The following is a 21,756-nucleotide window of genomic DNA, read 5'->3' as shown; positions in this document are numbered from 1 at the left end:
CGCACCCGCGGTGACGCGCACGCTCGTCCTCGGAGGTGCCCGGTCCGGCAAGTCCGGCCATGCGGAGTCGTTGCTGGCCGGTCACGCCGAGGTCCGGTACGTGGCCACCGGGCGGCGGAACAGTGCGGACGCCGATTGGGACGCCCGCATCGACACGCATCGACGGACGCGGCCGGAGCACTGGTCCACGGTCGAGATCACCTCGTACGCGGGACTGTCCGAGGCCCTGCGGGACGACGTGCCCACACTGGTCGACGACCTGGGGACCTGGCTCACCGGCGCGCTGGACGATCTGCGCGCGTGGGACTCGCCGCGCGGCACGGTGGTGGCCGCGGTCGACGACCTGGTGACGGCCGTCGACCGGTTCGAGAGTCCGCTGGTGCTCGTCTCCCCCGAGGTGGGTCTGGGCGTGATCCCGGAGTCGCGGGCGGGCAGACTCTTCCGCGACGAGATCGGTGCCGCGAACGCCCGTCTCGCGCAGGTGTGTGACGCGGTGACGTTGGTGGTGGCCGGGTTGTCCGTCCCCCTCACCCGACCGAGTGACCGACCCACCGACCGATCGAGAGGCACGTGGTGACCGAGAGTTCCGCACTGTTCCGTCCGGTGGATCCACCCGACGCCGAGATCGCCCGTGAGGCGAGGGCCAGGCAGTCGTCGTTGACCAAGCCCGCGGACTCGCTCGGCCGTCTCGAGGACCTCGCCGGGTGGGTCGCGTCGTGCCAGGGCGTGAACCCTCCGCATCGGTTCGCTCGGGCTCGCGCCGTGGTCTTCGCCGGCGATCACGGCATCGCCCGCGGTGGGGTCTCCGCGTACCCGCCCGAGGTGACGGCGCAGATGGTCGCGAACATCGCCGCCGGCGGCGCCGCGATCAACGCGTTGGCGTCGGTGTCCGGTGCGACCGTGCGAGTGGTGGACATCGCGGTCGACGCGGACACCGACGACTCCGTGTCGTCGCACAAGGTGCGTCGCTCCAGCGGGTCGATCGACCGTGAGGACGCACTGTCGCAGGACGAGGTGATCGCCGCCCTGACAGCGGGCCGCGACATCGCCGACGAGGAGGTCGACGGCGGCGCCGACCTGTTGATCGCCGGCGACATGGGCATCGGCAACACCACCCCCGCCACCGTGCTGATCGCTGCCGTCACCAACACCGAACCGGTGGCGGCGGTCGGCCGCGGTACCGGCATCGACGACGCGGGGTGGATCCGCAAGACCGCCGCGATCCGTGACGCCCTGCGGCGTGCGCGTCCCGTCACCCGCGACCCGATCGCACTGCTGCGCACCGTCGGCGGCGCCGATCTCGCCGCGATGACCGGCTTCCTGGTGCAGGCCGCGGTGCGTCGCACACCGGTGCTGCTCGACGGCGTCGTCGTCACGGCGGCGGCACTGGTCGCGAACGATCTCTCGGTCGGCGCCTCGTCGTGGTGGCTGGCCGGCCATCGGTCGACGGAACCGGCACACGCCTTGGCGCTCGCACACCTGCGACTCGATCCCCTGCTCGACCTGTCGATGCGCCTCGGCGAGGGCTCGGGGGCGATGGTCGCGCTGCCGATCCTGTCCGGTGCCGTCGCGACACTCGCCGACATGGCGACGTTCTCCGATGCCGGTGTGAGCACGCGGCCCTGATGTTCCTGGACCCGGTGCGCCTGGCGTTCTCCTGGCTGACGGTGCTGCCGGTGCGTGGTCCGGACGCCGTCGATCGCGACGACGCACGCCGCGCGATCGGGATCGTCCCGCTCGTGGGCCTGGCGCTGGGCGGCGCGGCCGCACTGGTGGTGTGGTCGTGCGCCGCAGCCGACCTGCCGCCGCTGCTCGCGGGACTGCTGGGCGTCGGCATCCTGGCGCTGCTGACCCGCGGAATGCATCTCGACGGGCTCGCGGACACCGCGGACGGACTCGGGTCCTACGGCCCGGCCGAGCGTGCGCTGGCGATCATGAAGTCCGGGTCCACCGGACCGTTCGGGGCCGCGACCCTCGTTCTGATTCTCGGCGTGCAGGCGGTGGCCATGGGCGAACTCGTCTCTCGGGGAGACGCTCTCGCGATCGTGGTCGCTGCCGTCGTGTCCCGGTGCGCCGTCGTGATCGTGTGCCGCCGCTCGGTGCCCGCCGCCACCGGCAGTGGCTTCGGCTCACTCGTCGCGGCGTCGCAGTCACCCGCCGTGGTCACCCTGTGGGTCCTCGTGGCACTCGCCGCCGGGCTGCTCGCCGTCCCCGGCGTCCCGCTGCAGGGAGTGGCAGCCGTCGCGGTGGCACTCGCTGCCGTCACTCTGCTCGCCCGGCACTGCGTTCGGCGATTCGGCGGTCTCGTCGGTGACGTGCTCGGGGCGAGCATCGAGCTGACCACCGCCGTGGTGCTCGTGCTCTGCCTCGTCGGCTGAGCGATCAGTCGCGCAGCGTGCTCATCCAGCCGTGGGTGTCGGCGAAGGTGCCGCGCTGGATTCCGGTGAGTGTGTCGCGCAGCGCCATGGTGACCTCGCCGGGCTCTCCGGTACCGATGCGGAAGTTGCCCTCGGCCGACTTCACACTGCCGACGGGGGTGATCACGGCTGCGGTGCCACACGCGAAGACCTCGGTGATCTCGCCCGACTCCGCCTTCTTCTGCCACTCGTCCGTGGAGATCTTGCGCTCCTCCACGGCGAAGCCCGCGTCGGTGGCGAGCGCCAGCAGCGAGTCACGCGTGATGCCGGGCAGCAGCGAGCCGGACAGGGACGGCGTGACCAACCGCGCGTCGGGTCCGGAGCCGAAGACGAAGAACAGGTTCATCCCGCCCATCTCCTCGACGTAGCGGCGCTCGAGAGCGTCGAGCCACACGACCTGGTCGCAGCCCTGGTCCGCGGCCTGCGCCTGGGCCAGCAGGGAGGCCGCGTAGTTGCCCGCGAACTTCGCGGCTCCGGTGCCGCCCGGCGCGGCGCGCACGTACTCGGTGGAGAGCCACACGCTGACCGGCTTGACCCCGCGCGGGAAGTACGCGCCGGCGGGCGAGGCGATGAGGAGGTAGCGGTAGGAGGACGACGGGCGCACGCCCAGCCCCGCCTCGGTGGCGAACATGAACGGCCGCAGGTAGAGCGCGTCCTCGCCGCCGGCGACGGGCACCCACTCGTGGTCGACGGCGAGCAGCTGCTCGATGGACTCGCGGAACAGCTCCACCGGCAGGGCCGGCATCGCCAACCGCGCGGCCGAGCTCTGCAGGCGCTCCGCGTTCGCGCCGGGGCGGAACGACGCGAGACTGCCGTCGGGCTGGCGGTAGACCTTGAGACCTTCGAAGATGGCCTGGCCGTAGTGCAGAACCATGGCCGCGGGATCCATCGGGAACGGCGCGTAGGGCGTCACCACCGCGTCGTGCCACCCGGTGCCGGCGTCGTAGTCGATGGCCACCATGTGATCGGTGAAGTGCACGCCGAACCCGGGCGCCTGCAACACCGCTGCCCGCGCTTCCGCGGTGGCGGGCGACGGGTGCTCGTGACGCGTGAATTCCAGGCCAGTCATGCCGAACACTCTAAAGCAGCGTGGTGTGGCATCTCACCGCACGTGCGCCTCGACGAACGGCGGCCTGACCACCTCGCACGCGATCGCCCGACCACGCACGTCCACGTCGACCGCGTCACCGACGGCGACGCCCGCCGCGGTGTCGAGCAACGCGAGCGCGATGCCCACCTTGAGGGTCGGCGAGAAGGTGCCGGACGTGGTCGCACCGACCGGTTCTCCGGTGCCGACCGAATTCCCGGGGCGCAGGACGGTCAGATCCGGACGCAGCACACCGCGTCCGACGGCGCGGAGGCCGACGAGGGTGCGGGGTGCGCCCGCCTCCTTCTGCGCCACGAGGGCGTCGCGTCCGCGGAACTCGTCCTTCTTCCAGCCCACCGCCCAGCCGCAGCGCGCTTCCAGCGGACTGATGTCGACGGACAGCTCGTGCCCGTGCAGCGGGTAGCCCATCTCGGTGCGCAGCGTGTCGCGCGCTCCGAGACCGGCGGGCTCGCCGCCCACCTCGCGCACCGCGCCCAGCAGCGCCTCGAACAGCGACGCGGCCGTGTCCCACTGCGGCAGCAGCTCGTACCCGTGCTCCCCCGTGTAGCCGGTGCGACAGACCCGTACCGAGCCGGATCCGAACGCGACGTCCTCGAACGCCATGTAATCGAGGGAGGACGGCAGCCCGACGGCGGCGAGGACGTCGGCCGACCGCGGTCCCTGCACGGCGAGGACGCCGTACTCCCGGTGGGCCGAGCGGACCTCGATGCCGGCCGGGGCACCCTGCGCGAGCACCTCGACCACGGCGGCGGTGTTGGCCGCGTTGGGCACGAGGAACACCTCGTCGTCGGACACGAGGTAGGCGATGAGGTCGTCGACCACTCCGCCGTTCTCGGTGCAGCACAACGTGTACTGCGCCTGGCCGGGCCCGATGCGGTCGAGCGCGTTGGTCAGCACCGAGTCGACGTACGCCGCGGCGCCGGGACCGGAGACGACCGCCTTGCCCAGGTGACTCACGTCGAACAACCCCGCGGTGGTGCGCGTCGACGTGTGCTCGGAGACGGTGCCCGCGTACGACACCGGCATCGTCCACCCGCCGAAGGGGGCGAACGTGGCTCCGAGGGCGACGTGCGCCTCGTGGACCGGACCGTGCAACAACTCTTCGCTCATGGTGGGGAACGCTAACTCAGACGAGGCCGATGTCGGGGTCAGCATACGATCGACTGCGTCGCTCCACCCTCACCGACCGTCCCCGACCATCAGGAGCAGCAGCACGTGAGCAGTCAGTCGCAGCGCACACTCGGACCCGAACTGGTCCTCGCCGGAACCGTCGACAAGGCCGTCGAGGTCGTCGTCGTCGGACTCGAGAAGACCGACGACGGTGTCCGCATCGTCGGCGAGGACTTCCTCGGGAACGCCGCCGCAGACGTCCTCGCCGCGGTCACGGCCCTCGGCGCCACCGGCCGGGCCGATCAGGTCACCCGCGTTCCCGCACCCTCGTCCCTGCCCGCCGCCAGCGTTCTCGCCGTCGGTCTGGGCACCGCCGCCGAGCGCACCGACGACGTGCTGCGTCGTGCGGCCGGATCGGCGGCGCGCGCGCTCACCGGCATCGGCCACGTCGCGACGACCCTGTCCGCCGTCGGCCTCGCCGCCGCCGCGGAGGGCCTCTACCTCGGCGCCTACCAGTTCAGCGAGTACAAGCAGAAGTCGGCGCCCAAGGACGACGCGACACCGATCACCCGGGTGGATCTGCTCGTCGGATCGCCGCGCGACAAGCAGGCTCGCGCCGAACTCGCGCGCTCCGAGGCCGTCGCCGAGGCGGTCGCCACCGCGCGTGACCTCGTCAACACGCCCCCGAGCCACCTCTTCCCGGCCGAGTTCGCCGAGCGCGCCCGTGCCCTCGGGACCGAGGCCGGCCTCACCGTGCAGGTGCTCGACGAGAAGGCACTCGAGCGCGGGGGCTACGGCGGCATCGTCGGCGTCGGCAAGGGCTCGTCCCGCCCGCCGCGTCTGGTCCGGCTGTCCTGGTCCGGCGGGAAGAAGAAGTCCCCCACCGTCGCTCTCGTCGGCAAGGGCATCACGTTCGACACCGGCGGCATCTCGATCAAGCCCGCGGCGGGCATGGAGAACATGACCTCGGACATGGCCGGCGCGGCCGCCGTCGTCGCGACGGTGGTGCTGGCGGCCAAGTTGAAACTGCCGATCGACGTCACCGCGACGGTGCCGATGGCCGAGAACATGCCGTCGTCCACGGCGCAGCGTCCCGGCGACGTGCTGACCCAGTACGGCGGCACCACGGTCGAGGTCATCAACACCGACGCCGAGGGCCGCCTCATTCTCGCCGACGCCATCGTGCGCGCCTGCGAGGACGAGCCGGACTACCTCATCGACACCGCGACCCTCACCGGAGCGCAGATGGTCGCCCTCGGCACACGCACCCCGGGTGTCATGGGCACCGAGGTGTTCCGCGACCGCGTCGCCGCCATCTCGCAGCGCATCGGCGAGAACGCCTGGGCGATGCCGCTGCCGGCCGAACTGCGACCCGATCTCGACTCCCGCGTCGCCGACCTCGCCAACGTCACCAACCACCGGTGGGGCGGCATGCTCGCGGCCGGGCTCTACCTGAAGGAGTTCGTCGCCGAGGGCGTCCAGTGGGCGCACATCGACGTGGCCGGGCCGGCCTTCAACACCGGCGGGCCGCACGGCTACACGAGCAAGGGCGGCACCGGTGTCCCGGTGCGCACCATGATCTCGGTGCTCGAGGACATCGCCGAGCAGGGCTGACCCGCTCGCGCGAGCGGGGAGCTCAGGCTCCCTGCTCGCGCCTCCGGATGATCTTCTGTCGGGCGTCGTGGTCCCGCATCCGCTGGGGATACCCGGTCTTGCGCACGTCGTAGACCGGGATCTTCAGGTCCTCGCCCAGCTTGCGCGCGCCCTTCTCGCCGCCCACCGCGCGGCGGGTCCACTCACCGTCGTTCGCGACCAGCACCACGGTGATCGGAGTGACCGTCGTCTCCGGTTCGACGTAGGCCTCGACGCCGATGCGGGCGGCCGTCCAGTCGGCGAGATGCGCTCTGTCGGACGAGGACGCTCCGCCTCGGGATCGACTCGGGCGCTTGAATCTGTCGAACAGTCCCACGGTGTCTCCTCCATCCGCCGAGCAGTACACGCGACTCTCGCGTGCACGAAATGCACTCAATCCGGTCCACACCATCATCCGGACGGCACGCCGACCCCGCCGAGCGCGAACCGTCTCACGAAGTGACAGGATGATCGGGCATCGCGTGAACCATCTCACGGTGCGCGTCACCCGTTACCGGCACAACTCGCCGCGAGAACGGTGCGACGCGGCCACAATGGTCCACGTACCGCGACCGGCTAGACACCACACCCGCTAGCGACCACGAGCCGCTACACCCGTACTACAACTTGTCGAGGAGTCAACAGACATGACCTTCTCCGTCCAGATGCCAGCTCTCGGTGAAAGCGTCACCGAGGGGACTGTCACACGGTGGCTGAAACAGGAGGGGGACACGGTCGAAGTCGACGAACCCTTGCTCGAAGTCTCCACCGACAAGGTGGACACGGAGATTCCGTCTCCGGCAGCGGGTGTCCTGACCAAGATCGTCGCGCAGGAGGACGACACCGTCGAGATCGGCGGTGAGCTCGGTGTCATCGGTGACGCGGACGAGGCGCCGTCCGACGGCGACGACTCGAGCAGCGACGACTCGAGCAGCGACGACTCGAGCAGCGACGAAGCCGACGCAGGCCCGTCCGACGCCGCCGAGCAGGCGTCCGTCGAGGGCGAGAGCGAGGCCGACGCGCCCGCACCCGACAGCGACGACGACGGCGGTGCGAGCAGCGGTTCCACCGGTGGCGGCGACGGCACTCCCGTCACGATGCCCGAACTGGGCGAGTCCGTCACGGAGGGCACCGTCACCCGGTGGCTCAAGGCCGTCGGCGACGAGGTTGCCGTGGACGAGCCGCTCCTCGAGGTCTCCACCGACAAGGTCGACACCGAGATCCCGTCCCCGGTCGCCGGCACCCTGCTCGAGATCAGCGCCGAGGAGGACGACACCGTCGAGGTCGGCGGCCAGCTCGCCGTCATCGGTTCCGGTGCTCCCACGAAAAAGGAGTCCGCGCCCGAGCCCGAGCCGGAGCCCGAGAAGAAGCCCGAGCCGGAGAAGAAGCCGGAACCCGAGGCGGAGGCGAAGCCCGCCGAGAAGCCCGCCAAGCAGGCCGACCCCGAGCCCGCCGGCGAGGTCTACACGCCGGAGCCGAAGTCCGAGAGCAAGTCCGAGAACTCCTCGAAGTCGGAGTCCGAGGCGCCGGCCGGCGGCTCGAACGCCGGCGGTTCCAGCCCGTACGTCACGCCGCTCGTGCGCAAGCTCGCGCAGGAGAACGACGTCGACCTGAACTCCGTGTCGGGAACCGGCGTGGGTGGGCGCATCCGCAAGCAGGACGTCCTCGCCGCCGCAGAGGCGAAGAAGGCACCGGCCGAGGAGAAGGCCGCTCCGGCTGCCGCAGCTCCCGCCGCGTCCGCCACGCCCTCGGCACCGTCCACTGCCGGCGTGCGGCCCGAACTCGCGCACCTGCGCGGTTCGACGCAGAAGATCAACCGCATCCGGCAGATCACCGCCAAGAAGACCCGCGAGTCGCTGCAGACGTCGGCGCAGCTCACGCAGGTGTTCGAGGTCGACCTGACCAAGGTGGCAGCACTGCGCACCCGCGCCAAGGCCACGTTCAAGGAGCGCGAGGGCGTCAACCTGACGTTCCTGCCGTTCTTCGCGAAGGCCGTCGTCGAGGCGCTCAAGGTTCACCCCAACGTGAACGCGAGCATCGACGAGGAGAAGAAGGAGATCACGTACCACGACGCCGAGCACCTGGGCATCGCGGTGGACACCGAGCAGGGCCTCCTCTCCCCGGTCATCCACAACGCGGGCGACCTGTCGCTGGCCGGCATCGCACGCGCCATCGCGGACATCGCGGCACGGGCACGGTCGAACGGCCTCAAGCCGGACGAGCTGTCCGGTGGCACGTTCACCATCACCAACATCGGCAGCCAGGGCGCCCTGTTCGACACGCCGATCCTGGTTCCGCCGCAGGCCGCCATGTTGGGCACCGGGGCCATCGTCAAGCGCCCGGTAGTGGTGACCGACGCCTCGGGCAGCGAGTCCATCGGTGTCCGCTCCATGGCGTTCCTGCCGCTCACCTACGACCACCGTCTCGTCGACGGCGCCGATGCGGGTCGCTTCCTGACCACCATCAAGCACCGCCTCGAGGAGGGCGCGTTCGAAGCCGACCTCGGCCTCTGACGCTTCTTCGGTAATCTCGGAAGTCCCCGACACTTCGCAGCCCCGACCTCCGGGAATCTGTGACCTGTCGAACGAGGGGGCACTCGCTGCACACCGTGCAGTGGGTGCCCCCGTCGCCGTCCCAGGAGGCAGTCACTCGTGCGCATCGTCATCGCAGGTTCGTCCGGACTCATCGGCACGTCGCTCGTGGCGGCGTTGCGCAGCGGAGGGCACGACGTCTTCCGCCTCGTCCGCCGTGCACCCGCGGGACCGGACGAGATCGGCTGGGATCCCACAGCCGGATCGCTCGACCCGGAGGCGCTGAAGGGCGCCGACGCCGTGGTGAACCTGTGCGGTGTCGGGATCGGTGACAAGCGGTGGACCGGCGCGTACAAGCAGGCCGTCCGCGACAGTCGCATCGTCCCCACCGAGGTGATCTCCCGCGCCGTCGTCGAGGCGAAGGTGCCGACGCTCGTCAACGCCAGCGGCATCAACTTCTACGGTGACACCGGCGACACCGTGGTCGACGAGACGGCGCCGGTCGGTACGGGCTTCCTCGCCGAGGTGTGTCGCGACTGGGAGGACGCCACGTCCTTCGCGGCCTCGAACGGCGTCCGGGTGGTGTTCCTGCGCAGCGCTGCCGTCCTGTCCCGGCACGGCGGCATGATGGGCAAGCTCCGCCCGCTGTACCTCTTCGCGCTGGGCGGTCGGCTCGGCAGCGGCCGCCAGTACTTCCCGTGGATCTCACTGACGGACGAGGTCCGGGCGATCGTCTTCACCCTGGAGAATCAGGACATCACCGGACCGGTCAACCTCCAGGGTCCCGCACCGGTGACCAACGCCCAGTTCAACAGCGCCATGTCGCGAGCGGTGCATCGCCCGGCACCGTGGATGGTGCCCGGGTTCGCGATCTCCGCGATCATCGGCGAGTTCGCGAACGAGGCCATCCTGCACAATCCGCGAGCCATCCCCGCGGTGCTCGAGAAGCACGGATTCACGTTCGAGCACAACACCATCGGAGAGGCGCTCGCGGACACCGTCGGCTGACCCGGAGGCGTACTCTTCGATGTCATGATCACCCGCTCCGCCCGCGCCGACGCCCGGCCGATGCTCGTGCGTTCGCTCGGCACGATCGACTACCTCGACGCTCTCGAGATCCAGCGCGAGGTCGCCGGCCGTCGTGCCGAGAACGTCGGCGCCGACGAATTGCTGCTTCTCGAGCACCCCGCCGTCTTCACCGCGGGTCGGCGTACGGCTCCCGAGGATCGGCCGCGCGACGGCACCCCCGTCATCGACGTCGACCGTGGCGGCAAGATCACCTGGCACGGTCCCGGGCAGCTGGTCGGCTATCCCATCGTGCGGCTCGCGGAGCCCGTCGACGTCGTTCGGTACGTCCGGCTGATCGAGGAAGCACTCATCGCCGTGTGCACCGATCTGGGCCTCGAGGTCGGGCGTATCGACGGCCGTTCCGGCGTCTGGCTCGCGGCCGGCGAGGTGCGCGGAGCCCGAGATTCTGGTCCGGGACGGCAGCCCGAACGCAAGGTGGCTGCCATCGGGGTCCGCGTGCAGCGGGGTGTGGCTCTGCACGGCTTCGCCCTGAACTGCAATGCGTCCCTGGAGGGCTTCGGCACCATCGTTCCGTGCGGTATCGCGGACGCCGGCGTCACCACACTGTCGGACGAACTCGGCCGCGACGTGACCGTCGACGAGGTCACTCCGGCGGTCACGCAGCGCATCCTGGACGCACTCGACGGTGCCCTGCCGTTGGCGGTGCACGATCTGGACAGAACGCCCGTCGCACCCACGCCACGCTTCACCACGGTGAACTTCGGCGGATGACCCCCCGCGAGTAGCATCGATGCGGTGACCGTCGCACCCGAGAACTCTCCTGCACAAGCTCCGAACGGACGCAAGCTTCTCCGCCTCGAGATCCGAAACGCGGAGACCCCGATCGAACGCAAACCGTCGTGGATCAAGACCCGCGCGAAGATGGGCCCCGAGTACTCCGAACTCAAGGGACTCGTCAAGCGCGAGGGACTGCACACGGTGTGCGAAGAGGCCGGGTGTCCCAACATCTACGAATGCTGGGAAGACCGCGAAGCCACGTTCCTCATCGGCGGTGAGCAGTGCACCCGTCGCTGCGACTTCTGCCAGATCGACACCGGCAAACCTGCCGACCTCGATCGGGACGAGCCGCGCCGCGTGGCCGAGTCGGTGCAGGCGATGGGTCTGCGCTACTCCACCATCACGGGTGTCGCCCGCGACGATCTCGAGGACGGCGGCGCCTGGCTGTACGCCGAGACCGTCCGTGAGATCAAGCGCCTCAACCCCAACACCGGTGTCGAGCTGCTGATCCCCGACTTCAACGCCGACCCCGACCAGCTGGCCGAGGTCTTCTCCTCGCGCCCCGAGGTGCTCGCGCACAACGTGGAGACGGTGCCGCGCATCTTCAAGCGCATCCGTCCCGCGTTCCGCTACCAGCGCAGCCTCGACGTCATCACCGCGGCGCGCGACGCCGGCCTGGTGACCAAGTCGAACCTGATCCTGGGCATGGGCGAGACCTACGAGGAAGTCACGCAGGCGATGCAGGACCTGCACGACGCCGGCTGCGACATCCTCACCATCACCCAGTACCTGCGCCCGTCGCCGCGGCATCATCCGGTCGACCGGTGGGCCAAGCCGGAGGAGTTCGTCGAGCACTCCAAGGCCGCCGAGGCCATGGGCTACGCCGGCGTCCTCGCCGGTCCCCTGGTCCGCTCCTCGTACCGCGCGGGTCGCCTCTACACGCAGGCCATGGCTCACCACGGCCGTGCGATCTCCGAGAACATGTCCCACCTCGAGCACGGCGGCGAGGCGTCCCAGGAAGCCAGCTCGCTGATGGCGCGCCTGGCAGCCCGCTGACCCCACACCCCCAGCGACACCACGCGGCCCGCCGTCCTACCGGATGGCGGGTCGCGCTGCGTCTGCGCCTATCCTGGGAGCCATGGCGAACGGCGGTACAGCAGGCAAGGGCAAGGCCTCGAAAGAGGCGAAGGCCGCGGCGAAGGCAGCACGCAAGCAGGCCTCGAAGGAACGGCGCTCCCAGTTGTGGCAGGCCTTCCAGATGCAGCGCAAGGAGGACAAGCTCCTCCTGCCGCTGATGATCGGATCGGTCGTCGGTATGGCGGTGCTGTTCTTCCTGATCGGGCTGATCTTCGGGATCGAGTGGCTCCTGCTGCCGTTCGGGCTCCTCATCGGTGTGCTCATCGCGTTCGTGATCTTCGGTCGCCGCGTGCAGAAGTCGGTGTACGGCAAGGCCGAGGGCCAGGCCGGCGCCGCCGCGTGGGCACTGGACAACCTGCAGGGCGGGTGGCGTGTCAAGACCGCCATCGCCGGCACCACGCAGCTGGACGCCGTGCACCGCGTCATCGGTCGTCCCGGCGTCATCCTGGTGGCCGAGGGCGCACCGCAGCGCGTGAAGGCACTGCTGGCGCAGGAGAAGAAGAAGACCGCACGCCTCGTCGGCGACACCCCGATCTACGACGTCGTCGTCGGCAACGACGAGGGCCAGGTGCCGCTCTCGCAGCTGCAGAAGTACCTGACCAAGCTGCCGAAGAACATCGACAGCAAGCGCATGGAGACCATCGAGTCACGGCTCTCGGCGCTGGGCGCCCGCGGTGGCCCGGCACTCCCCAAGGGACCGATGCCGGGCGGCGCGAAGATGAAGGGTGTGCAGCGCACCATCAAGCGTCGCTAGTGGCCTCCGGCCCCACTATCGGGACATGAGGAGTGCGGTGCCCGTCGCGCGGTCGTGCATGCCGCGGCTGTCGATGTCGGTGATGACGGCGGGCACCACGAAGGCGATGAAGACCTGACGCACCAGCGCGCGCACGACTCCCACGCGGCCCGGAGCGTCGATGCGCGCCACCTGCATGCCCATGCAGAACTGACCGGGCGTGAAGGAGAACAAGCTCACGGACACGAATCCGAGCAGGAACCACACTCCCAGGGTCAGGGTCGACAGGTTGCCCCCGGCGACGCTGCCGCCGAGGAACAGCGCGGACACACCCATCGACATCAGCCAGTCGATGGCCAACGCCGCGACACGCCTCGGTGTCGGCGCGAGCGAACCCGGCCCTACCTTGGGAAGTCCCAGGTACTCGCCCTGGTAGGCCTGCTGCTCGTGGTCACCGTCGGGCAGCGCGGCGGCGGGGCCCGAGAGCCACGATCCGGTCATCCGTGCCATGAGTGTTCTCCATACTGGTGTGAGTGCGGGGCCATTGCTCCAGGATAGGTGTCGCCCCGGCGGGAGGGTCTTCCCACCGGCCACCAGCTGCGACGACGGGACGCGTAACACCGACGAAACACGGACTTGACGGTGAGGCAACACCACTTCCCTACCGTCGGCGTGGCGCAGCTGCCGCACTCACACAGACGTCGCGGACCAGCACTCGACAAGAAGGAGTTCCAGCGTGGATTTCACCACGGCCGAAGAGGTCATCAAGTACATAGCGGACGAGAGCGTCGAGTACGTCGACATCCGTTTCACCGATCTCCCGGGTATCCAGCAGCACTTCTCGATCGCGGCGAAGGCGTTCACCAAGGACACCCTCGAAGACGGTCTCGCGTTCGATGGCTCGTCCGTGCGTGGCTTCCAGTCGATCCACGAGTCGGACATGATGCTGCTGCCCGACTACGGCACCGCTCAGATCGACCCGTTCCGTCACGCCAAGACGCTGAACATGGACTTCTTCGTCCACGATCCGTACACCCGCGAGTCCTACAGCCGCGACCCCCGCAACGTCGCGCGCAAGGCCGAGGAGTACCTCGCCAGCACCGGCATCGCCGACACCGCGTTCTTCGGTCCCGAGGCCGAGTTCTACATCTTCGACTCGGTGCGCTACGACTCCCAGATGAACGGCGCGTTCTACGAGCTCGACTCGAGCTCCGGCGCCTGGAACACCGGCGCCGAGACCGAGGCCGACGGGTCCCCCAACCTCGGCTACAAGGTCCGCCCGAAGGGCGGCTACTTCCCCGTCGCGCCGTACGACCACTACGTCGACATCCGCGACGCCATCTCCACCAACCTGCAGAACGCGGGCTTCGAGCTCGAGCGCGGCCACCACGAGGTCGGCACCGGCGGTCAGCAGGAGATCAACTACAAGTTCAACACCATGCTGCGTGCAGCCGACGACCTGCAGCTGTTCAAGTACATCGTCAAGAACACCTGCTGGCAGCACGGCAAGTCCGCGACCTTCATGCCGAAGCCGCTCTTCGGTGACAACGGCTCGGGCATGCACGTCCACCAGTCGCTCTGGAAGGACGGCAAGCCGCTCTTCTACGACGAGAAGGGCTACGCGGGTCTGTCGGATCTCGCTCGTCACTACATCGGCGGCATCCTGCACCACGCGCCGTCGCTGCTGGCGTTCACGAACCCGACGATCAACTCGTACCACCGCCTGGTGCCGGGCTACGAGGCCCCCATCAACCTGGTGTACTCGGGCCGTAACCGCTCGGCCGCCGTCCGTATCCCCACCACGGGCAACAACCCGAAGGCCAAGCGTCTCGAGTTCCGCGCGCCCGACGCGTCCGGTAACCCGTACCTGTCGTTCGCCGCGCAGATGATGGCCGGCCTGGACGGCATCAAGAACAAGATCGAGCCACTCGCTCCCGTCGACAAGGACCTCTACGAGCTCCCGCCCGAGGAAGCGAAGAACATCCCGCAGGCACCCACCTCGCTGCCTGCCGTGATCGACCGCCTCGAGGCCGACCACGAGTACCTCACCGCCGGTGGCGTCTTCACCACCGACCTGATCGAGACCTGGATCTCGCTCAAGCGTGAGAACGAGATCGCGCCGGTGAACCTCCGTCCGCATCCGTACGAGTTCCAGCTGTACTACGACTGCTGAGTCACGCTCCACCACGTCGAGCCCGCTCCGGACCCTGTCCGGCGCGGGCTCGCGTCGTTTCCGGGACGATTCGGGAACGATGCGGACACGACTCGACCGAAAGCTGGATTGAACTCCGAACCTTCGGGGTAGACACGGGTGTCCGCTGTGTTCCGGGTGACGATCCACCCGGCCGCCGGACGTCGTGGCACCACCACAGTCGCGTCTCTCCTGTTGCCGAGCGAAGGATCTGCACCTGATGGATGCTCTGTGGGACTTCATCGTCGGCCGCCGAAGGCAGCTCGCGATCGATTCCTATCTTCACGTCTCCGCCGTCGTCCAGTGTGTCGTCATCGCGACCATCCTGGGTGTCGCCATCGGAGTTCTCGTCTACCGCAGTCCCGCCGGCTCCGCCGTCGCCACCGCTCTCGCGAGCACGGTGCTCACCATCCCGTCGTTCGCGCTGCTGGGACTGCTGATTCCCATTCTCGGTCTCGGCGTCAAGCCGACCGTCACCGCGCTGGTGCTGTACTCGTTGCTGCCGATCATCCGGAACACGGTGGTCGGACTCGACGCGGTGAATCCGGCGGTCAGCGATGCGGCACGCGGTATCGGCATGAGCCGAGCCACCGTGTTGCGTCGCATCGAGATTCCTCTCGCGTGGCCGTCGATTCTCACGGGGATGCGCGTCAGCACCCAGATGGCGATGGGCATTCTCGCCATCGCCGCGTACGCCAAGGGCCCCGGCCTCGGCAATCTCCTGTTCTCCGGCCTCGCCCGCGTCGGCAGCCCCACCGCAGTTCCCCAGGCCCTCACCGGCACCGTCCTGATTGTCATCCTGGCGCTGATCCTCGACGGGATCTACGTCCTGATCGGCAAACTCACCACCTCGAGGGGTATCCGTGACTGACACGACTCGCACCACCACCGGAGCAGAGATCGTCCTCGAGGACGTGACGAAGTCCTACCCCAACCAGAAGGCCGCCGCGGTCGACCACGTGTCGCTCACCATCCCCGCGGGTGAGGTCGTCGTGTTGGTGGGACCGTCGGGCTGCGGCAAGACGACGACGATGCGGATGATCAACCGCCTCATCGAGCCCACGTCCGGCCGGATCACGATCGGCGGCAAGGACGCGCTGTCCATCGATCCGAACGAGCTGCGACGCACCATCGGCTACTCGATCCAGCAGGCCGGCCTGTTCCCGCACATGACGATCGCGCAGAACGTCGGCATGGTCCCCGGGCTCATCGGGTGGAACAAGAAGAAGATCTCCGACCGCACCGACGAGATGCTCGATCTGGTCGGACTCGATCCGGGCCAGTACCGCGAGCGCTACCCGCGCCAGCTCTCCGGTGGGCAGCAGCAGCGCGTGGGTGTGGCCCGCGCTCTGGCGGCCGACCCCCCGGTGCTGTTGATGGACGAGCCGTTCGGTGCCGTCGACCCCATCACCCGCGGCCTCCTGCAGGACGAGCTGATGCGCCTGCAGGCCGAGCTGGGCAAGACGATCGTCTTCGTGACACACGACTTCGACGAGGCCGTCAAGCTGGGCGACCGGATCGCCGTCCTGGGCAACCAGTCCCGCATCCTGCAGTACGACACCCCCGAGGCCGTGCTGGCCAATCCCGCCGACGAGACGGTGGCCGGCTTCGTCGGCGCCGGTGCGGCTCTCAAGCAGCTCACCCTCATGCGTGTGCGCGACATCGAGCTCAGCGATGTTCCCGCCTTCGGTGAGGACGAGCCGGTCGAGACGATGAACCGGGCGCTCGGCACCGATCCGGAGGCGTGGGGTCTCATCCTCGACTCCCGGAAGCGGCCCATCCGGTGGACCGACCGTCGTCACCTCGCCGGCGTGGGCAGCCTCCGCGACGTCGGTGTGCCGATCGGTGAGCTCGTGTCGATCCAGTCCACGCTGCAGGACGCGCTCGAGGCCCTGCTCGCCGAGGGCAACGCGACGGCGACCGTGACGGGCAAGCGCGGCGAGTACGTCGGCACCGTCACCATCGAGGCACTGATCGACACCATCAAGACCATCCGTTCGCAGCACGCGCACGACCACGACGACGTGGTCGACGCGGGCGCGGCGTCCGTCTCGGGCGCGTCGTCGTGACGGCGTCGGTCGAGGCGTCCGTCGTCGACGATCCCGCCGACGCAGAGGGCGATGCGAAGTCCGCGGCCAGGGCAGCGCGGCGAGCCGAACGGATCCGTCTGGTCGTCCAGCCCGCACTGGTTCTCGTCCTCGTGGTGGTCACGCTGGTCTACGCCCTCACGCGTGATCTCACGGCGACGCAGGCGGCGACGATCAACGTCGCCACGATCTCCCAGCGCGTTCTCGAGCACGTCCTGATCACGTTCGTCGTGACGGCACTCGTCGTGCTGATCGCGGTGCCCCTCGGAATCATCCTCACTCGCAACGGCTATCGACGACTCGCTCCCGTCTTCATCGGTATCGCGAACATCGGTCAAGCAGCGCCTGCCGTCGGCCTGCTCGTCCTGTTGTTCCTCGCGACCGGCAGCACCGGGTTCTGGGTCGGTGTCCTGCCCATCGCGTTCTACTCGCTGCTCCCGGTGCTGCGGAACACCATGCTGGGGTTCCAGCAGGTGGACGCCAGTTACATCGATGCCGCACGCGGACAGGGCATGTCGGGCTCCGGCATCCTGTGGCGCATCGAGTTCCCACTCGCGGTGCCGTACATCCTCGCCGGCCTGCGCACCTCTCTCGTGCTGGCGGTCGGTACCGCCACGCTGAGCTTCCTCGTCGGCGCCGGCGGCCTCGGCGTGCTCATCGACACCGGGTACAAGCTCAATCAGCCGCTCATCCTCGTCGTGGGCGCCGTGCTCGCGGTGGCGCTGGCGTTGCTCGTCGACTGGTTGGGCGCTCTCGCCGAGGCCTTCCTCGGACCGAAAGGACTGCGCTGATGCGCCGTACCCTGATCGCACTGTGCGCGGTCTCCACCCTCGCCCTCACCAGCTGCGGGCTGCAGTCCGGCAGCGCGGTGCCCCTGGCCGTCGAACCCGGAAGCATCACGGCGCAGCCGGGTCTCGAAGGTGCCGAGCTCACCGTCGGTTCCAAGGACTTCACCGAGCAGATCATCCTCGGCTACATCCTGGAGTTCGCGCTCGAGGCGGCGGGGGCGAACGTCCGCGACCTGACCAACATCTCGGGATCCAACAGCACGCGGCAGGCCATGATCAGCGGCCAGGTCGACGTCACCTACGAGTACACCGGCACCGGCTGGATCAACTACCTCGGCAACGAGACTCCCATTCCCGACGCGACAGAGCAGTACGACGCGGTGCGCGACGCGGACAAGGCGAACGGCATCGTCTGGGTCAACCCGGCGCCGATGGACAACACGTACGCACTCGCGATGAACCAGCAGACGGCGCAGGAGACCGGCGTGAAGACGCTGTCCGACTACGCCGCCCTGGTGCAGCGTGATCCCGCCGCCGCGGCGGTGTGCGTGGAGACCGAGTTCAACTCCCGCCAGGACGGTTTCCCCGGCATGGCGGCGGCGTACGGCTTCGACGCGAACGCGGTGAACCGCCAGATCCTGCAGACGGGCATCATCTATCAGGCGACGGCGGACGGCTCGCAGTGCAAGTTCGGCGAGGTGTTCACCACCGACGGCCGCATCAAGGGCCTCGACCTGGTGGTCGTCGAGGACGACAAGCTGTTCTTCCCGCGCTACAACGCGACGGTGAACCTGCGTCAGGAGATCGCCGACCGCTACCCGGAGATCGCGGAGATCACCGCGCCGGTGTCCGCGGCGCTCACCATCGACGCCATCACCGAGCTGAACAAGCAGGTCGACGTCGACGGCCGGGAACCCGCCGAGGTGGCGCGTGACTGGATGGTGCAGCAGGGTTTCGTCACCGCCGGGGCCGACTGACACCGAGGTACACATAGTGCACAGAAGACGACCCCGCCCGGCACAGTCGGCCGAGCGGGGTCGTTCTCTGTGCAGAACCGGTACGGGTCAGGAACCGAACGCGCGTTCCACCACGGCCTTGGCCCGACGGGTGACGCGCAGGTAGTTGTCGAGGAACTCCCCCGCGTCGCCACTGGGCCAGCCGGCCACCTGCGCGACGGCCGACAGCACCTTGCCGGGAGCCGGCAACTGATCGGTCGGCTTGCCGCGCACCAGGACCAGCGCGTTACGGGCCTTCGTGGCCGTGAGCCACGCCTGGCGCAGGAGGTCGACGTCGCCAGGGCTCATGAGCTCCGCGGCGCCGATCGCGTCGAGGCACTCCAGGGTCGACGTGTTGTGCAGCGCCGGAATGCGGTGGGCGTGACGCAGTTGCAGCAACTGCACGGTCCACTCGACGTCGGCCAGTCCCCCGCGCCCCAGCTTGGTGTGCGTCTTCGGGTCGGCTCCCTTGGGCAGTCGCTCCGCGTCGACCCGGGCCTTGATGCGCCGGATCTCGCGGACGGCGTCCTCGGAGACACCGCCCTCGGGGTACCGGATGCGGTCGGCCATGAGCAGGAACCGGATTCCCAGGTCCTGATCGCCGGCGACCTGGTGGGCGCGGAGCAGGGCCTGCACTTCCCACGGCTGCGCCCACTGCGAGTAGTACGCGTCGTAGGCCGAGAGTGTGCGCACGACAGGCCCGTTGCGCCCCTCGGGACGCAGTCCGGTGTCCACCTCCAGCGGCGGGTCCTGGCTCGGCGAACCCAGGAGCTTGCGGACACGATCGGCGATGGCGTTGGCCCACTTGACGGCGTCGCTGTCGTCGGCGCCCTCGGCCGGCTCGCACACGAACAACACGTCGGCGTCGGACCCGTAGCCCAATTCACCACCACCGAGTCGACCCATGCCGATGATGGCGATCGACGCGGGAGCGGTGCCGCCGCGCTCGGCGACGGACGCACGGACCGCCGCGTCCAGGGCGGCGTTGATGACCGCTGCCCACACCGAGGACAGCGCCCGGCACACCTCGGGGACCTCGAGCAGTCCGAGGATGTCCGCCGAGGCGACCCGCGCCAGTTCGTAGCGACGCAGGGACCGCGCCGCCGCGACCGCGCGTACCGGATCGTCGTAGCGCGCAGAGGACTTCAGGATGGCGCCGTACGTCTCGGTGGGATCGACGTCGAGCAGTTTCGGGCCGGTCGATCCGTCGGCGAAGAGCCGGATGACCTCCGGCGCGTTGACCAACACACCGCGCAGGTACTCCGACGACCCGAGCACCTGCATCAGGCGCTGCGCCACCGGGCCCTCGTCGCGGACCAGCCGCAGGAACCAGGACTGCTCGGCGACCTCCTCGGACAGCCGTCGGTAGGCCAGCAGGCCCGCGTCGGGATCCGGTGTGTCGCCCAGCCATTCGAGCAGCGTCGGCAGCAGCAGGGACTGGATGCGACCCTTGCGCGCACCCATGCCGACGAGTGCGCTCAGGTGTCCGAGCGCGTTCTGTGGAGCCGAGTAGCCGAGCGCCGAGAGCTGCCGGATCGCGGAATCCGAACTGAGGCGCAGCGAGTCGCTGTCCAGCCGGGCCACCGATTCGAGCAGAGGGCGATAGAACAGCCGAGCGTGCAACCGCCGGATCCGCTGCGCGTTGCGACGGATCTCCTGGCGCAGAACGCCGGTCGCGTCGTGGTTGCCGTCGGGACGCATGTGGGCGGCGCGGGCGAGCCAGCGCATCGCCTCGTCGTCGTCGTCCGGCGGCAGGAGGTGCGTGCGCTGCAGCTTCTGCAGCTGCAGCCGGTGCTCGATGAGGCGGAGGAACTCGTAGGACGCGGTGAGGTTTGCCGCGTCGTCACGCCCGATGTAGCCGCCGGTGGCGAGAGCGGACAGCGCGGCGACGGTACCGCGTTCGTGGAGGGAGTCGTCGGCTCGTCCGTGCACGAGTTGCAGCAGCTGGACGGCGAACTCGACGTCACGCAGGCTGCCGCGCCCCAGCTTGATCTCGCGCTCGCGCAGCTCGGCCGGCACCATCTCCTCGACGCGGCGGCGCATCGCCTGCACCTCGGGGACGAAGTCCTCGCGCTCACTGGCCACCCACACCATCGGCGTCACCGCGTCGACGTAGGCCTGGCCCAGCTCGGCGTCACCGGTCATGGCGCGCGCCTTGAGCAACGCCTGGAACTCCCAGGTCTTCGCCCACCGCTGGTAGTACGCCAGGTGCGAGTCGAGAGTGCGGACCAGTTCGCCCTGCTTGCCCTCGGGACGCAGTGCGGCGTCGACCTCGAAGAAGGCGGACGAGCCGATGCGCATCATCTCGCCGGCCATGCGGGTGGCGAGGGAGTTGGAGGGTTCGGCGACGAAGACGACGTCTACGTCGCTCACGTAGTTCAGTTCCTGCGCACCGCACTTGCCCATCGCGATGACCGCGAGTCGGACCGAGCAGGGCCCGTCGGGGAACGTGACGGTGACGGCCACCGACAGTGCCGCGGTGAGCGCCGCGTCCGCCAGATCGGACAGCTGACGACCGACCACCTCGTAGGGCACGACGGGCTCGTTCTCCACGGTCGCCGCGAGATCGGCGGCGGCCAGGATCATGAGGTGGTCGCGGTACGCCGTGCGCAGCGCGATGATGGCCTTGGGTCCGGTCAGCTCGGCCCGGAACACCTGACCGAGGGCGTCGTCGCCCGTCTCCGCGACGGCACCGACGCTCGCGAGCATCGAGTCGCGCAGCTCGTCGGCCGTGGGCAACGACTCCGTGCAGGTGGTGAGCAGGCGCCACTTCTCCGGCTCGGACACCAGGTGGTCACCGAGAGCGCTGGACGATCCGGCGAGAGCGAACATGCGGCCGCGCAGACTCTTGTCGGTGCGCAGGCGGGGCGTCGAGGTCGGACCAGTTGTCACCGAGATCCTCGGCGAGGCGCGCGAGGGTGCGCAGCGCGAGATCGGCGTCGGGCGAGCGCGACAGCGACCACAGCAGCTCGGTGCTGTCCTCGTCGGTCCAGCCCAGCAGCGACAGGTTCGCCGGGGCCGACGCCTCGACGAGACCGAGCCGTCCGGGGCTGGGCACGGTGGAACGGGAACTGGGCGGAATCACGGGCGAGCCTCCACCACGGTGTACGAGTCGACCGCCGGGTCGGCGTCAGCGAACGTCGGGTGGACGAACCGCGGGTCGACGAATCTCGGGACGGTGGTGCATTCCGACATGTTCATGGCGTGTCGACGTTACTCGA

The 21,756-nt window shown here is 69.2% G+C and carries 20 protein-coding genes; 14 read left to right on the top strand and 6 right to left on the bottom strand.

Annotated features, from left to right (window positions below; all coding sequences use genetic code 11):
- Window positions 1–10: 10 nt before the first annotated feature.
- From QE397_RS06355 to cobS, 3 genes are read left to right on the top strand one after another with little or no spacing between them, the layout of a single operon-like run.
- Window positions 11–577, top strand: coding sequence for a bifunctional adenosylcobinamide kinase/adenosylcobinamide-phosphate guanylyltransferase (locus tag QE397_RS06355; RefSeq protein ID WP_307092395.1), 567 nt, complete (start codon window positions 11–13; stop codon window positions 575–577).
- Complete coding sequence (gene cobT / locus QE397_RS06350) at window positions 571–1,626, top strand: nicotinate-nucleotide--dimethylbenzimidazole phosphoribosyltransferase (protein WP_373425214.1); 1,056 nt, start codon at window positions 571–573, stop codon at window positions 1,624–1,626. Before QE397_RS06355 ends, cobT begins: the two co-directional genes overlap by 7 nt.
- Window positions 1,627–1,631: 5 nt before the next feature.
- The gene (gene cobS / locus QE397_RS06345; RefSeq protein ID WP_222647761.1) at window positions 1,632–2,378 is read left to right on the top strand and encodes an adenosylcobinamide-GDP ribazoletransferase; all 747 of its coding nucleotides are present in this window, start codon (window positions 1,632–1,634) and stop codon (window positions 2,376–2,378) included.
- A gap of 4 nt (window positions 2,379–2,382) precedes the next feature.
- Here the strand turns inward: cobS and QE397_RS06340 are convergent, their stop codons facing one another.
- Together QE397_RS06340 and gcvT are read right to left on the bottom strand one after the other, a co-directional pair.
- Window positions 2,383–3,486, bottom strand: a complete 1,104-nt coding sequence (locus QE397_RS06340; protein ID WP_307092392.1) for a branched-chain amino acid aminotransferase — start codon at window positions 3,484–3,486, stop codon at window positions 2,383–2,385.
- A gap of 33 nt (window positions 3,487–3,519) precedes the next feature.
- On the bottom strand, window positions 3,520–4,635 hold the full coding sequence (gcvT, locus tag QE397_RS06335) for a glycine cleavage system aminomethyltransferase GcvT (protein ID WP_027505803.1): 1,116 nt from the start codon (window positions 4,633–4,635) through the stop codon (window positions 3,520–3,522).
- 105 nt (window positions 4,636–4,740) lie between these two features.
- On the opposite strand from gcvT, the gene QE397_RS06330 reads away from it, so the two are divergent.
- Window positions 4,741–6,249: a leucyl aminopeptidase gene (locus QE397_RS06330; protein WP_056445653.1), complete on the top strand. Its 1,509-nt coding sequence runs from the start codon at window positions 4,741–4,743 to the stop codon at window positions 6,247–6,249.
- Window positions 6,250–6,271: 22 nt separating this feature from the next.
- Here QE397_RS06330 and QE397_RS06325 read toward each other — a convergent pair whose 3' ends face one another.
- Window positions 6,272–6,604, bottom strand: a complete 333-nt coding sequence (locus tag QE397_RS06325; RefSeq protein WP_027505801.1) for a hypothetical protein — start codon at window positions 6,602–6,604, stop codon at window positions 6,272–6,274.
- A gap of 310 nt (window positions 6,605–6,914) precedes the next feature.
- Here QE397_RS06325 and sucB point away from each other — a divergent pair, with 310 nt between their 5' ends.
- The 5 genes from sucB (at window position 6,915) to QE397_RS06300 (ending at window position 12,495) form a co-directional block, all read left to right on the top strand.
- Complete coding sequence (gene sucB / locus QE397_RS06320; protein ID WP_307092389.1) at window positions 6,915–8,780, top strand: 2-oxoglutarate dehydrogenase, E2 component, dihydrolipoamide succinyltransferase; 1,866 nt, start codon at window positions 6,915–6,917, stop codon at window positions 8,778–8,780.
- A gap of 138 nt (window positions 8,781–8,918) precedes the next feature.
- Window positions 8,919–9,806, top strand: coding sequence for a TIGR01777 family oxidoreductase (locus tag QE397_RS06315; RefSeq protein WP_056445658.1), 888 nt, complete (start codon window positions 8,919–8,921; stop codon window positions 9,804–9,806).
- A gap of 24 nt (window positions 9,807–9,830) precedes the next feature.
- On the top strand, window positions 9,831–10,598 hold the full coding sequence (lipB, locus tag QE397_RS06310) for a lipoyl(octanoyl) transferase LipB (RefSeq protein ID WP_307092387.1): 768 nt from the start codon (window positions 9,831–9,833) through the stop codon (window positions 10,596–10,598).
- Between the two features lie 24 nt (window positions 10,599–10,622).
- Complete coding sequence (gene lipA / locus QE397_RS06305) at window positions 10,623–11,660, top strand: lipoyl synthase (protein WP_307092385.1); 1,038 nt, start codon at window positions 10,623–10,625, stop codon at window positions 11,658–11,660.
- Between the two features lie 82 nt (window positions 11,661–11,742).
- Window positions 11,743–12,495 carry a DUF4191 domain-containing protein gene (locus QE397_RS06300; protein WP_056445665.1) on the top strand — a complete coding sequence of 251 codons (753 nt, stop codon included), beginning with the start codon at window positions 11,743–11,745 and terminating at the stop codon, window positions 12,493–12,495.
- A 15-nt stretch (window positions 12,496–12,510) separates the two neighbouring features.
- Here the strand turns inward: QE397_RS06300 and QE397_RS06295 are convergent, their stop codons facing one another.
- Window positions 12,511–12,984 (bottom strand): RDD family protein, encoded by a 474-nt coding sequence (locus QE397_RS06295; RefSeq protein ID WP_027505795.1) that lies wholly within the window; start codon window positions 12,982–12,984, stop codon window positions 12,511–12,513.
- 226 nt (window positions 12,985–13,210) lie between these two features.
- On the opposite strand from QE397_RS06295, the gene glnA reads away from it, so the two are divergent.
- The 5 genes from glnA to QE397_RS06270 all read left to right on the top strand — a co-directional run bounded on the left by glnA (window position 13,211) and on the right by QE397_RS06270 (window position 18,517).
- A complete protein-coding gene (gene glnA / locus QE397_RS06290) occupies window positions 13,211–14,647 on the top strand; it encodes a type I glutamate--ammonia ligase (protein WP_027505794.1) in 1,437 nt (478 codons plus the stop codon).
- Between the two features lie 238 nt (window positions 14,648–14,885).
- Window positions 14,886–15,536 (top strand): ABC transporter permease, encoded by a 651-nt coding sequence (locus QE397_RS06285; RefSeq protein WP_027505793.1) that lies wholly within the window; start codon window positions 14,886–14,888, stop codon window positions 15,534–15,536.
- Window positions 15,529–16,734 carry an ABC transporter ATP-binding protein gene (locus tag QE397_RS06280; protein ID WP_056445669.1) on the top strand — a complete coding sequence of 402 codons (1,206 nt, stop codon included), beginning with the start codon at window positions 15,529–15,531 and terminating at the stop codon, window positions 16,732–16,734. The genes QE397_RS06285 and QE397_RS06280 overlap by 8 nt, the downstream gene beginning before the upstream one ends.
- Complete coding sequence (locus QE397_RS06275; protein ID WP_027505792.1) at window positions 16,731–17,543, top strand: ABC transporter permease; 813 nt, start codon at window positions 16,731–16,733, stop codon at window positions 17,541–17,543. The genes QE397_RS06280 and QE397_RS06275 overlap by 4 nt, the downstream gene beginning before the upstream one ends.
- Window positions 17,543–18,517 (top strand): glycine betaine ABC transporter substrate-binding protein, encoded by a 975-nt coding sequence (locus tag QE397_RS06270; protein ID WP_027505791.1) that lies wholly within the window; start codon window positions 17,543–17,545, stop codon window positions 18,515–18,517. The genes QE397_RS06275 and QE397_RS06270 overlap by 1 nt, the downstream gene beginning before the upstream one ends.
- Before the next feature lie 87 nt (window positions 18,518–18,604).
- On the opposite strand, the gene QE397_RS06265 is transcribed toward QE397_RS06270, so the two are convergent.
- Together QE397_RS06265 and QE397_RS21780 are read right to left on the bottom strand one after the other, a co-directional pair.
- A complete protein-coding gene (locus QE397_RS06265) occupies window positions 18,605–21,367 on the bottom strand; it encodes a bifunctional [glutamine synthetase] adenylyltransferase/[glutamine synthetase]-adenylyl-L-tyrosine phosphorylase (protein WP_373425213.1) in 2,763 nt (920 codons plus the stop codon).
- Complete coding sequence (locus QE397_RS21780) at window positions 21,330–21,593, bottom strand: hypothetical protein (protein WP_373425212.1); 264 nt, start codon at window positions 21,591–21,593, stop codon at window positions 21,330–21,332. The genes QE397_RS06265 and QE397_RS21780 overlap by 38 nt, the downstream gene beginning before the upstream one ends.
- Window positions 21,594–21,756: the final 163 nt, after the last annotated feature.

The organism is Rhodococcus sp. SORGH_AS_0301 (assembly GCF_030818285.1).
In the GTDB taxonomy this organism is placed as follows: domain Bacteria; phylum Actinomycetota; class Actinomycetes; order Mycobacteriales; family Mycobacteriaceae; genus Rhodococcoides.
Note: the sequence above shows the minus strand (reverse complement) of the source record. Positions and strands in the feature narration are given on the sequence as shown.